Raw genomic sequence first — 12,349 nt, 5'->3', positions numbered from 1 at the left:
TTTGAAACTCGCTCTGTTCTGTGCCGGACAAACCGAGCAGGAATATCTGGGAAAAAGACTGCTTGACAAAGGATTACTGTTTTGCCAAAACCAAACGCTTCTTGATCTTGCTGATGATATACCGGAAGCAATGAAATTCCCGGGTTTTGAGCAGATAAAAAGCCAAAATGACTTTCGGGTGGTTGTAAATGATGTTTTGAAGAAATTAAGAAAACATTAATTCAACATAGCCGGCGATTCCAAACCCATTATTTTTAGCGATTAATTCCAAGTAATGATTTTATACACTACCTTGGAATGTCTCTCAACCTGAACATTTTTTTACGTTTACATAATGCAGTATTTCTGTACTTTGTTTGATTCCAATTACCTTTCCCGTGGCTTGGCGATGTACTATTCTCTGGAAAAACACTGTACCGATTTCCACCTTTATGTCATTTCGTTTGACGACAGCTCCCAGTCAGTTCTGCGACAATTAAACCTGAAACACGCAACAATTATTTCTCTTGAAAATTTTGAAGATGAAGAACTGCTGCGTGTCAAAAAAGATCGTACCGCAGGAGAATATTGCTGGACCTGCACCTCTTCAAGTATCTGGTATTGCATTCATACTTTTGGCTTGGATCACTGCACTTACGTGGACGCCGATCTGTTATTTTTTTCGGATCCGAAGGTTTTAACGGATGAAATGGGAGAAAACTCCGTGCTAATCACCGAACATCGGTACAGTCCGGAATATGATCAATCTGCATTGAGCGGAATCTACTGCGTTCAGTTTATTACTTTTAAAAACACAACTGCCGGACTTCTCGCGCTGGATTGGTGGAGAAAAGCATGCATAGAATGGTGCTACCGACGATTTGAAGATGGGAAATTTGGCGACCAGAAATATCTGGATGACTGGACAACGCGCTTTGAATCTATACATGTGCTCCAACATACCGGTGGAGGTGTTGCGCCATGGAACAGCACACAGTATTCATTCCAAAAATCAGGAAATCAGGTAATTGTAAAAACATCCATACAGGAACAATCACTTGTTTTCTTCCATTTTCACGACTTCCGATATTGCTTGGATCAGGTTTTCCGCCTCACCGATGAGCAATACAAATTGAATTCAGATGCGGTTTCACTGGTTTACAAACCATATGTTCAGGCTTTATCCCAGGCTGAAAGCACCATAAAGCGTGTGGATCAGAAGATCGTTTTTCATGAACCATTACATTCTTTAAGCTGGGTAAAAACCAATTTTGGACGGAAGTTAACTTTTTCAATCAAAGGCTTTTACAAAAACTATTATAAGCAGTCCAAATTTCGCTAGCCCGCTGTCCCTCAATTCTCTATGCTAAATCGTCTATTTAAAACCAAGAATAAAAAACCAGATTATGGCTGGTTTGGCAATTATAACTCCTGGGAGGAAGCGTCTGCGGTTACTCAGGGGTACGACCAAGCCAACATTCTTGAAATAACCAAAGAAGCGTTGCTCAAAGTGAAAAATGGAGGGGCTGTGTATGAAAGAGATTCGGTACTGTTTGATAAAAAAGAATACCCTTTCCCACTGATTTCATTTCTGCTACATACCGCTTTGAGCAATAAATCTCCATTGCATATTCTTGATTTTGGCGGGTCGCTGGGCAGCACTTATTTTCAGGTAAAAGAGTTTCTCACGCCAGGCGTTTGTTCCAGTTGGAACATTGTTGAACAAGCTCATTACAACGATTGCGGAAAGCAGTTTTTCGAAGACGATGTGCTCCATTTTTTTCATTCCATTGAAGAATGTCAGTCACACTACCCTATCAATTTAGTCATACTTTCAAGTGTTGTACAGTACCTGCCCGACCCGCATATCTTCCTGAAAAAACTGGCTTCTTACGGGTTCAAAGCCATTCTTTTTGACCGGACGGCTTTTGTAAGGGATACAAAAGACAGGATAACCATACAAAAAGTTTGGCCCAACATCTATGAAGCGTCTTATCCAGCCTGGTTTTTCAGCGAATCAGGATTTCTCAGCCACTTCGAAGAAAATTATGAGGTTAAAGGTGAATTTGGGACCTACGTGGAAGGTGAGGCAATTATGGAAATTGATCATCAGCCAGTAGGTTATGAAAAAGGTTTTTTCCTGCTAAAAAACTCTTAATCAAGGTTACTTATGCCTCCCTATTTTCCTAAAATCTCTATCGTTACGCCTTCATTCAACCAGGCGGCATATCTTGAAAGCACCATACTGTCGGTAATTAGTCAGGGTTATCCAAATCTTGAATACATTATAATTGACGGCGGCAGTACTGACGGCTCAGTCGACATTATCAAAAAATACGAATCCAAAATAGCATTCTGGGTGAGTGAGAGAGACGCCGGCCTATACGATGCTCTGCAAAAGGGCTTTGAAAAGTCGACGGGAGAAATTATGGCCTGGATCAATTCTGATGATATGTATCATAGAAAGTCTCTATTTCTGGTAGCTGATATTTTCGAACGTTTCAGCAAGGTGCGCTGGCTAATGGGAAGTAATACTTTTTATGATGAACAAGGAAATTCTTTTTTGTATGAAAATGATGCGTACCAGCAACGCTGTTCAAAGTGGCGGATGTATTTAAATGACGGAAATTACATTCAGCAGGAGTCTGTTTTTTGGAAGCGTGATCTATGGATTGAAACAGGCAGCTATATCGATAAAAACTATGCGCTGGCAGCTGATTTTGAACTCTGGTCCCGTTTTTTCAGAAAAGATGAACTATATACAACATCATACATCCTTGGAGGTTTTCGCTTACGTACTGAAAACCAGAAGAGCCTTGATCTGCGGAATCAATACATACAGGAAATGAAAACGGTGCTTAACCGCGAATTGAAATTGGAAGAAGGTAAAGCCTATCTTCTGTATTGCAAATCAGCACTAAAACTGAGCAGTTTGATTCCTATAAAAAAATGGCGAGACAGAATCAGAATCAAGCTTTTGAAACTACCGAAAAAGATCATATTCGATCGACACAAAGGAATGATATTCAGCAAACGATAACTTAGAAATCAGCTTTTCCTGCTTTAAGTCTTTTGAACAAGAATCTAAGCCAGATAATCATTCCATAATTTTTAAGGATAAAATTAGCCTTGTTTTCCTCAAACAACCGGTCCTTTTGCACGGATGAAATTCCTGTGTGACTGAAGGTAGCTATGACATAATCCCGGAATTCAAAATGGTAGCTGGGGTCTTTCCAGCACCACATGTTCAGGATGTGATCGGCAGAAATTTTGTAAGTGAGATCGAATCTATATTTATTAAACACACTCGCCGGATAAATCATGGCCTGGTGATTAATCCCAGTTTTGGCATGCCTGTAAGGCGAGACTCTTCCCAGATACTTTTTGTTCTCTTTCCAAACACTTCCGTAGTAGATATTTTGCGGATTGTCCAGTTCAACTGCCAGATCCGAAAACTCAGGAGTGAGTTCATCGTCCGCACCAATAAAATAAACCCATTGCCCCTTCACCTGATCCAGGGCTTTGTTCATAGCATCGTAAATACCGTGATCCGCTTCGCTTTTCCAAAAACCGATTTTGGCAGAATTGAACTGTAAAATGGCGGCGGTTCCATCTGTACTTAATCCATCCATCACAATAATTTCAATATATGGATACCGTTGCTGAAAAATACTGTCCAGACATTTCTGTAAGTATTTTTCAGCATTGCGGGTAACCAATATGATCGATATCAATCCGGACCGATCCATTAAACAGTTACGTATTCATATTGATTTACGCCTCTGTTGCAGTAAATAATTTTATTAGTAACGGTTTGAGCCAGACGTTGTTCATTTTCGATGCAACGTTCCCTGCATTTTTCAGGATGGTACAAGTGAAAAACGATGCCGCCAAACTTCATGGCTCTTTTATAAACACCAATATTTATCAGCCTCGCCGCAATTTCATTGTCCTCTCTCCCCCACCCGAAAAAATCTTCGTTGTATCCATTCACACGTATCAGATCTTGCCGCCAAAAAGCCATGTTGCAACCCCGCAGTTTTCTGATATCATGTGGTTTATAGTGATCGGCGAAGTAATTCCTGAGCGATTTGATCCAAAACCGGTTCATGATATTGCTCATACCTGAAACAAAAAATCCCATTCTGGTCTCTTTTGAAAACAGCAGTTTTTCAGACAATTCCTTGCTCATGATCACCCTGCTACCTGCTATGAAGGTACCCGGCTTGCTGAGTTCCAGATGATCTTCTATGAAATTCTCATGAAGGATCAGATCTCCATCCACCTGAACGATATACTCATGAGAGGCACGTGCGATTGCCTTGTTCCGGATTTTAGCCAATTGAAATCCATCATCTTCCTGCCATACATGAACGAGCGGAACGGGAAACCTGCGTTTCATTTCCTCAATCATATCGAAAGTTTCGATCGTCGACCCATCGTCCGCGATGATTACCTCATCTGGCAATACCGATTGACTACATACGCTCTGCAAGCAAAGATTGAGCGCTTCGGGCCAATTGTATGTGGATATGATGAGGCTGGTTTTTGGTTTACTGTTCAAACTAGCTGCGGCCATATCCATTGTAACAGGTTTTAAGGTTGTTGATAATGGCATCTTGTACCGCGCTTGCATGAAAAGGCTCGTTTTCCCTTTTCAACTCGTCGTGATGCAAATGATACTGAACCGCGCTCAGCTTGACAATTTTCTTGATAATAGCGTTATTGACAAAACGGGCCGCAAGTTCTTCGTCTTCGTGACCCCAACCTTGCAAGTCATTATTGTAACCATTCACACGAACGAAATCTGCCTTCCAGAAAGCAAGATTGCTTCCTCTCACATTCCGGCTTTTCATTTCCTTACGTTCACCGAATGATTTCAGCAATGGCAGCCTAAGCGCATTCAGCCGGTTGTAAACTCCAAGAGAATAAAAATGAAGATCAAGATCACCACTTACCAGCAATTCGGAAGTTTTTGAAGGCGTTAGCCGGGCTCTGGTTCCCCGAACAAAAGCACCTTGCTCAGCAGCGAGCAAATGGTCCTTAACGAAACATGGATGCAGGATCACGTCCCCATCGATCTGGATCAGGTATTTACCAGCACTTTTCTGAACAGCTTTATTCAAAATTTCAGCCTTTCTGAATCCAAGATCCTCATGCCAGACATGAACGATCGGAACAGAGATGACACTCTTCATAGCTTTTATAAGAGCGCTCGTTTCTTCCCGGGAACCATCGTCGGCAATGATGATTTCGTCCGGTAGAACTTTCTGCCTTGCTACGCTTAGCAGACAAGTATAAAGGGCCTCCGGCCAGTTATACGTAGATATTATTAATGATGTGTTAGGGGATGACATTGCTTTGTATTCTAATAAATCAAATACAGGTTATTACTCAGCATACAGTATATGCCGGGTGCACTTTCGGTCTTTCGGGAATTTCACGAGTCGATCAAAAGGTACGAAATAAGGTATACGTACATTTAGAGGGGATTTAAAAGTTAATGTAAAACAGGCATATAGCCTAAGGATCTTGGGAAGGTTTGCAAACTGGACGTTTACGTTGGGTGAGTCGCCGTTGTGGCTTTGACCTTGCTAAATCCGCTTGGAATTTGTGCGGGAAATCAAACGTTCCCCATCCGCATCAGGTCGTTCTGTTATAGAATTTAAGTTAGTTTCAACCAGTACCTTTAAGCTATGTAAAGTATGTGTCCGTTTTCATTAATTTGGACAAATATAGCATTTTTTAGCAATGTTGTACATCGCACAATTTTTTTTTGAAACACGCTTAATTATCTAAACCTCAGGCGTTAAAAAATGGTTAACAAAAACAGAATTCAATTACCCGGTAGTTACAATTTTTGGGGATGCAAACAAATAAATATGAGATGATGGTAAGAATGGGCGGGCATCCTGATAATGAAGCAGATCGCTTATTACCATTGCTCGTGTAGAAGGTTTACTACCACCAGCAGACCAAAATCCAGTGGTCCTGGTTTGGTTGCCAAAGGCTAACTCAGATCTAAAAAAATGAACCGGGAGGTTACTGAAAATTTAGAAAAAAAATCAGGATAGAACGTGGTCCGGCACTTTCAGATCTTCCCAGTGATCCAGAATTTTACCTTCCGACATTTTGAAGTAACGGTATCCTGCCAGAGAAGTAACATGCTGACCTGCTTCAATTAAATCCGGGATCTCAATAAGGGCAAAATCGATTTTTATTTTCAGGCGGACCATTTCTCCCTCACAGGTCAAATCCTGAATCGTTGTTTTGTGAATGAAAACCTTACCAATTTCTTTGAGATAGAGCCGTAAACCGGAGATGTTCTGAACAGCAAAAAACGGCTGGGAGAAATCGCGGAAACCCGGATGCAGAAAATCAGAAAGCATATCGAACCGGCTCTGATTCCATATATTTTCAATAAAACCAATGGCACATGCTCTGTTTATCTGTTCCATAATCTAAGAGTCAACGCGGTTATTTCAGCCCTTCCTGAAACAATCCATTTATATACTTCTATTAAAAATCAGAAAATATTTTGACATAAGAAACAATTGTTAGACGCTAATCAGCCCAAGAAACCTATTCAACTGTTTGCAGGTCACGCTTATCCGATTTGTTACAGAAGGTCTGCGTGTAATTTTTAAACCCTTCGAGCGTGAGCAAACCCCTTATGAAATGGTGTTTTATTTCAACGTCCGAAGGATCTTCATTGTACTGCATCTGGCTTAAATCCAACCACAACAGTGCCATTACCTTTTCGTTCATATCTGCCCTGTACAAACTTTGGCGTACACCACGTTCCAGGTTACGGGTAAGTACCGATGTGAGATATTCGGTTCTGAACGTTTCGACCAGATTCCATGCCCGTGCATAATAACGCTTCATGTCCATCAGGAAATTGGGATTATTTTTCTTCCGGAAACCAATCAGAGTGTCCCAAATTTCACTTGCCTGAACAATAGAATTGGAACATGTTTTTACAGGTTTGTCAATCTCTGTCAGCGCATCAGTAATCAGCCGCTCAGTGACAGATACGACTAACTCCTCCTTACTAATAAAATGCTTGTAAAAAGTCTTCTTGGATATACCCAATTCCATGGAAATGTCGTCTGTCCGTACAGAATTGATACCAAAGCGGGTGAACAATTCCAACGACTTCCTCACGATCCGCTCATCAGTTGTTATGGCCATTTTTTACTTTTTTCAAATAATCATCTATATCACCAACTCTCTCGAAAACCGACCAAACCTGCTCGGGAATGCTTACCTTAAATTCCGCATTTATTTTGTCTGCGAGCCCGGACATTTTCGCCTTATCAAATCCAAGATCTTCTTCCAGGCAGGCATGCGCAACCATTGCAGAAGCAGGCAGGCCCGAAGTATAAAACATCAGTTCTACTAATTTATCATTCATTTGTTGATGATTGGGTTCGGAAAAATCGCTTTCTCCGAAACCCAATGTTAATATGCTGTATCAAAACAATAGGTGACGCTCAAAGTGGTTGTCATGCTGAGTAACTATTTTGGAGCAACAAGCTGTCGCTCCGGCGACCCGGTTGAAAATGACATGAATACTATCGCACCGGCGACCCGACTTGAATTATCTAAAATGTGTGTCACACTGAGCCCTGTCGAAGTGCGGGCAACCAATTTTCATCATTGACAATCAATACTTTACAAATGTGTCAATGGCAGCAGATCGAACCGCCGATGCGGTCGAAGTCCGAGAAACCAAGTGCAAATTGCGACCAATCAATCAGTTGAAATTTCTCAATAACCACGTGTTGAAGCCTCGAAATGCGCCCTTCGACAGGCTCAGGGTGACAATTAAATTGACACTTTCACTTAGCATTAAACAAGCGCTGCGTTCTTCTCCTATCAACGCTTATTCTCGCCAATCGCTTTTTTATAAACCGCTTCACTCACTTTGTATTCGATCTGCGCGTCGATGATGTTACTATTCGCCTGAGCCCAGAGGGTTTGCGCTTCCAGTACATCCTGACCTGTAACAGTTCCGGCCTTGAAACGGTCGTTGCTCAAACGAAGATTCTCCTCAGCCTGTTGCAGTGATGCACCCGACAGCTGAATTCTTTTTGCCGCCTGATTCAGTTGCAGATAGGCATTCCGGATTTCAAGCGAAAGCAATTCTTTCGTTTCTTCCATCTGAACCTGCTGCGCACGGATTTTAAAACCCTGCTCCTTTACCTTGCTCGCTTTTTGTCCCCAGTCCCAGATCGGAATGTTCACACTCAGCATCCCAAAATAAGATGCCATGGTATTGCCACCAGTTTCGATGTTCATTTTTTTACCAAAACCAACAAATCCACCTGCAAGCACACCAACGGTTGGTTTGAAATCTGCCTGAAGCATTTTCTTCTGTAACTCCTGTGCTTGAAGTACGTTTTTCAACAGCTCAATCTCAGGACGTGTTTCAACAGCAGATTCAAAAGATTGCGAAGGAAGCGATTCGAAAGAACCGATAACCGAATCACCTGGCGTCAGGTCCGAATCAGCTGGCGCGCCGATGATCTGAGCCAGATTCATTTTGGCAAGAAATAACCCGTCGCTGGCCTTTACAATATTCAATTCTGTTTCATTGCGTTGAACCTGAACCCGTAACAGGTCATTTTTGTAGATCATACCTGCGTCAAAAGAATTGGTGAGCTCTTTATCAAGCGACTCCAACAACGCCTTGAACTTGTTCGCCAGTTTGATCTTCTCATTCACATTCACAATCTGCCAATAGGCTTTGTCCACATTCAGCAAAACTTCGGTTTCCGTCAGCGCTTTTTGTTTTTCCTGAATCTCCACACCCTTCGCCGCCGCAGACTGCCCGAGCCTTATTTTCCCTCCGGCATAAATAGGCTGCGTTACCGTCAGAGATGGACTTACGCCTACCGAGGGCAAGAGATTGCTGAGCGGCTTGCCGACATGAAAAGCAGCAACGGAACCATCAATGGCTGGCTTGTTGAGTCCTTCCGTTCCATCCTGCACAGCCCTTGCAGCATCGATGTTATACTGCGCATGTTTTATCTTCTTGTTTTGTTCAAGAGCCATCTTTCTGGCCTCTTCGAGCGTAAGCACTTGTTGTGCCATGGTGCTCTGCGAAAGCAGGATCACTGCCGCCGCAAAGCTGTATTTTATATATGCCTTCATGATTAATTTCCTTTTTTATGCGTGAGATGGTCGGTATTGGATGTGTTCGTCGGCGTCCGGCTGTACCAGTTCCTCTTCTTCCGGTTCTGGTTTCACAAACATGTAATACAGAACAGGCACCACAAACAGCGTCAACACCATCGAAACCATGAGTCCGAATGCAAGCACGCTGGCCAATGGTCCCCACATTGGAGATTTACCAATGATCATCGGGATTACGCCCACCGCTGCCGCAGATGAAGTGAGGAAGATCGGACGCATCCTGCGTTTTGCCGCCGCCAATGCAGCTGCTTTGATCGTATAACCATGGTCATGTACCAGCTCGTCCGCATAGTCGACCAGGATAATACCGTTCCGTACTACAATCCCGATCAGCGAAATAATCCCCATGAACGCGGTCATTCCCATTGGGTTACCTGTCAGATACAGACCAAGAAATGCTCCCAGCAAACTCAGCGGGAAAGTGGCAAGAATGATGAGTGTTTTCTTGAAATTCTTAAACTGAAACAAAAGCGTTAGGAATATGAGGATCAAACTTACACCCAGCGATGTGCCCATTCCCGGCGCATTTTCACCACTGTTTTCAAGCTCACCGCCATATTGGATCCGGATTCCGTCGGGAAGATCCAATGCCGCAATTTTAGGTTCGATGTTGGCTTGTACTTTCGAGGCCCGAATTCCGTTCTGTGCTTCAGAAGTGATCGTAAGTGTACGAAGTCCGTTTCGGTGCGCTATTTTACCCGTGTGCCATCCCGGTACCAGTTCAGCAACTTCTTTCAAAGGTACTTTTCCACCAAATTGCGTGCTGATGTACAGATCAGAAAGATCATTGAAATCCTTCCGGCTGTTTGCATCCAATCTCAGGAATATGTCAACCGGTTTGTCGCCCTCCCACAATGTAGATGCGCTGAAACCTTTCAGCTGAGCGCCCAATGTTTGCGTAATTGCCTGTTTGGAAACGCCTAAACGGCTGGCTACATCATCTTTTATTTTAACAGTTACACCGAAATTATCCGTATCGTAATCATTGCGAATGAAATTGGCACCCGGCTCTCCTTTCAATATTTCTTCCACCTGCGCAGCTACCCTTTTCTGATCGTGCAGGTTATCACCAATCACGCGCACCTCAATCGGAGAAGTAGCCTGCATACTCAGCTGCCTGATCTTTATTTCCCCATCCGGCAAAAAGCCATCCAGTTTTTTGAGATAATCTTTTGCCATTTCGTTGGTCGCGTCATCGTCAACGGTGGTAATGAATATCTGGGCAAAATTTCTTCTTGGCACTTCCGGTGCATAGGTAATGTGGAAACGAGGTGAACTTCCTCCCACAAAGCTGGCGACGCTTACCACGCGTTTGTCTTCTTTCAGCATTTTTTCAAGCCTTTTAACCGCATCTTCGGTAACTGGTAATGAAGTTCCGCTCGGCAGCCACACTTCCATGTTAAACTGGTTCCGCTCCGCTGTCGGGAAGAACTCCTGATCTACATTTCCTGCCACAATCAATGCCATCACGACCGATACAACCGCCACAGCAATGGTGGATTTAGGGCGGCGGAAACATAACTCAACCACCTTATTAAAGCCATTTTGAAGCCTGTCAAGAATTGTCAGTTTCGGAGGACGATCAGATACTTTGTGTTTCAACCCGTTCTTGATGAACAAATAACAAGTGTACGGTGTCACCAGCAATGCCACCGCCATGGATGCGACCAAGGCTACCGCAACCGTGACAGGCAATGCGGCGATAAAGTCTTTGGCGATGCCATTCATGAAAAATGCCAGGGGAGCAAAAGCGAAAATAATTGCCAATGTAGCAGTGAAAATCGGTAACGAAAGCTGGGTTGCCGCCTGCCATGCCGCTGTCCATGGCGTAATGCCTTCATCCAGTTTTTCAATGTAATTATCAACAACAACAATTGCATTATCAACCACCATACCCATCACGATGATAAGCGCTACGAGCGTTACCTGATGTAGTTCAATCCCCATCAGATTGATGATACCAAAAGTGATCGCAATGGAAATAGGCGCTGCAAGCGAAGCAATTGCGGCGATACGGAATGGCATCAGCAACATAATCACAACCAGTACCGTAGCAATGGCGATGCCAAATTCAACCATGAAATGACTGATACTTTTTCCTACAACTTCAGGCTGGTTCACGATCGCTTCTACTTTCACATCGTCTGGAAAAGTGTTTTGCACCTGCGCCATTTTGGCTTCCACTTCCTGGCCAAACTCTACGATGTTATTTCCAGGCTGCATTTCAACGGTAAGCATCATCACTTTGTCGTCACCTACCCGTATATACGACGATGTTTCCTCATAGCGTCTTTCTATGTTCGCCACGTCTTTTAATCTCACCACCGTACCGTTCGGATTGGTGTATATAATCTGGTTGGCAACGTCAGCCTCCGTATTATATCTTGTACTGGCAAATACCGGCACATTGTTATTTGCAACGGTGAGTTCGCCTGTATAACCCGTCACATTCTGTGTTTGCAGTGCACCTACAATAGCGGAAATATCAAAACCATACTGACGCATTTTCTGATCGTCAACGGTTACGTAAATCTGCTGTTTTTGCCCACCGGAGCGATTGATTTTGGAAACTGTCGGAATCGTTTTAAGACCGTCTTCCAGATTATCAAGATACTTTTCAATCTCCGCATAACTTCTTTTTGGTGAAGAAACGGTGATCATTTGTGCTACCACATCACCGAAGTTGCTGTTCACAATCGGCCCGATTACGCCTTTTGGAAGCACACCGGCCATGTTCATGTTCAGACCATGCTGCAAAGAACTCCAGAATTTTTTCCGGTCTTTTACTGTGGTGTGCAGTTCTACGGTGATAAAAACCTGACCGTCTTTCGTTTCCGATTTGGTTTTGTCTTTACGAACCTCTTCAAAAGAAAACAGATATTGCTCAATCTTGTTGGTTACCTGTTTCTCCATCTGAACCTCATCTGTACCAGGATAAAAAGCCATCACCAGCCCCACCGGCATGTCTATTTTCGGATCCTCGCTGCGCGGCATAGTCAGCAAGGCGTTCACCCCTAAAAGCACAAGCAGACCGGTTACCACAAGAGTCACCTGCTTATACTTCATAGCGGCTTCTATAAAGTTTAATGTACGTTTTTTCATTTTAAGAAGCGATTAGCTGTTAGCTACTGGGCATGAGCTCTCTCCGGGAAAAGGGCGAGCCATTACC

The 12,349-nt window shown here is 43.2% G+C and carries 12 protein-coding genes; 4 read left to right on the top strand and 8 right to left on the bottom strand.

Annotation, left to right across the window (positions count from 1 at the left end; all coding sequences use genetic code 11):
• The first annotated feature begins 1 nt into the window (after position 1).
• From LZG71_RS07065 to LZG71_RS07050, 4 genes are all read left to right on the top strand, one after another.
• Positions 2-220: a hypothetical protein gene (locus LZG71_RS07065; RefSeq protein ID WP_233818450.1), complete on the top strand. Its 219-nt coding sequence runs from the start codon at positions 2-4 to the stop codon at positions 218-220.
• Positions 221-334: 114 nt separating this feature from the next.
• Positions 335-1,321, top strand: a complete 987-nt coding sequence (locus tag LZG71_RS07060) for a glycosyl transferase (RefSeq protein ID WP_233818448.1) — start codon at positions 335-337, stop codon at positions 1,319-1,321.
• 21 nt (positions 1,322-1,342) lie between these two features.
• Positions 1,343-2,137 carry a TIGR04325 family methyltransferase gene (locus LZG71_RS07055; protein WP_233818446.1) on the top strand — a complete coding sequence of 265 codons (795 nt, stop codon included), beginning with the start codon at positions 1,343-1,345 and terminating at the stop codon, positions 2,135-2,137.
• A 12-nt stretch (positions 2,138-2,149) separates the two neighbouring features.
• Positions 2,150-3,019 (top strand): glycosyltransferase family 2 protein, encoded by an 870-nt coding sequence (locus LZG71_RS07050; protein WP_233818444.1) that lies wholly within the window; start codon positions 2,150-2,152, stop codon positions 3,017-3,019.
• A 1-nt stretch (position 3,020) separates the two neighbouring features.
• Here LZG71_RS07050 and LZG71_RS07045 read toward each other — a convergent pair whose 3' ends face one another.
• The 8 genes from LZG71_RS07045 to LZG71_RS07010 all read right to left on the bottom strand — a co-directional run bounded on the left by LZG71_RS07045 (position 3,021) and on the right by LZG71_RS07010 (position 12,282).
• The gene (locus tag LZG71_RS07045) at positions 3,021-3,713 is read right to left on the bottom strand and encodes a glycosyltransferase (RefSeq protein ID WP_233818442.1); all 693 of its coding nucleotides are present in this window, start codon (positions 3,711-3,713) and stop codon (positions 3,021-3,023) included.
• Between the two features lie 14 nt (positions 3,714-3,727).
• On the bottom strand, positions 3,728-4,558 hold the full coding sequence (locus LZG71_RS07040; protein ID WP_233818440.1) for a glycosyltransferase family 2 protein: 831 nt from the start codon (positions 4,556-4,558) through the stop codon (positions 3,728-3,730).
• Entirely contained in the window at positions 4,545-5,336 is a 792-nt protein-coding gene (locus LZG71_RS07035; RefSeq protein WP_233818438.1) for a glycosyltransferase family 2 protein, read from the bottom strand. Before LZG71_RS07035 ends, LZG71_RS07040 begins: the two co-directional genes overlap by 14 nt.
• Before the next feature lie 708 nt (positions 5,337-6,044).
• A complete protein-coding gene (locus LZG71_RS07030) occupies positions 6,045-6,437 on the bottom strand; it encodes an ester cyclase (RefSeq protein WP_233818436.1) in 393 nt (130 codons plus the stop codon).
• Between the two features lie 124 nt (positions 6,438-6,561).
• Entirely contained in the window at positions 6,562-7,173 is a 612-nt protein-coding gene (locus tag LZG71_RS07025) for a TetR/AcrR family transcriptional regulator (RefSeq protein WP_233818434.1), read from the bottom strand.
• On the bottom strand, positions 7,157-7,396 hold the full coding sequence (locus tag LZG71_RS07020; protein WP_233818432.1) for a hypothetical protein: 240 nt from the start codon (positions 7,394-7,396) through the stop codon (positions 7,157-7,159). Before LZG71_RS07020 ends, LZG71_RS07025 begins: the two co-directional genes overlap by 17 nt.
• 464 nt (positions 7,397-7,860) lie before the next feature.
• Positions 7,861-9,138, bottom strand: a complete 1,278-nt coding sequence (locus LZG71_RS07015; RefSeq protein WP_233818430.1) for a TolC family protein — start codon at positions 9,136-9,138, stop codon at positions 7,861-7,863.
• A 15-nt stretch (positions 9,139-9,153) separates the two neighbouring features.
• Positions 9,154-12,282 (bottom strand): efflux RND transporter permease subunit, encoded by a 3,129-nt coding sequence (locus tag LZG71_RS07010; RefSeq protein WP_233818428.1) that lies wholly within the window; start codon positions 12,280-12,282, stop codon positions 9,154-9,156.
• Positions 12,283-12,349 lie beyond the last annotated feature (67 nt).

Origin of the sequence: Dyadobacter sp. CY312 (assembly GCF_021390535.1) — a bacterium.
Taxonomy (GTDB): domain Bacteria; phylum Bacteroidota; class Bacteroidia; order Cytophagales; family Spirosomataceae; genus Dyadobacter.
Note: the sequence above shows the minus strand (reverse complement) of the source record. Positions and strands in the feature narration are given on the sequence as shown.

What these genes read in the sequence shown, in the direction of transcription:
- LZG71_RS07060 (WP_233818448.1), top strand. Translation starts at nt 335, where the DNA reads ATGCAGTATTTCTGTACTTTGTTTGATTCCAATTACCTTTCCCGTGGC.
- LZG71_RS07055 (WP_233818446.1), top strand. Translation starts at nt 1,343, where the DNA reads ATGCTAAATCGTCTATTTAAAACCAAGAATAAAAAACCAGATTATGGC.
- LZG71_RS07050 (WP_233818444.1), top strand. Translation starts at nt 2,150, where the DNA reads ATGCCTCCCTATTTTCCTAAAATCTCTATCGTTACGCCTTCATTCAAC.
- LZG71_RS07040 (WP_233818440.1), bottom strand. Translation starts at nt 4,558, where the DNA reads ATGGCCGCAGCTAGTTTGAACAGTAAACCAAAAACCAGCCTCATCATA.
- LZG71_RS07035 (WP_233818438.1), bottom strand. Translation starts at nt 5,336, where the DNA reads ATGTCATCCCCTAACACATCATTAATAATATCTACGTATAACTGGCCG.
- LZG71_RS07030 (WP_233818436.1), bottom strand. Translation starts at nt 6,437, where the DNA reads ATGGAACAGATAAACAGAGCATGTGCCATTGGTTTTATTGAAAATATA.
- LZG71_RS07025 (WP_233818434.1), bottom strand. Translation starts at nt 7,173, where the DNA reads ATGGCCATAACAACTGATGAGCGGATCGTGAGGAAGTCGTTGGAATTG.
- LZG71_RS07020 (WP_233818432.1), bottom strand. Translation starts at nt 7,396, where the DNA reads ATGAATGATAAATTAGTAGAACTGATGTTTTATACTTCGGGCCTGCCT.
- LZG71_RS07015 (WP_233818430.1), bottom strand. Translation starts at nt 9,138, where the DNA reads ATGAAGGCATATATAAAATACAGCTTTGCGGCGGCAGTGATCCTGCTT.
- LZG71_RS07010 (WP_233818428.1), bottom strand. Translation starts at nt 12,282, where the DNA reads ATGAAAAAACGTACATTAAACTTTATAGAAGCCGCTATGAAGTATAAG.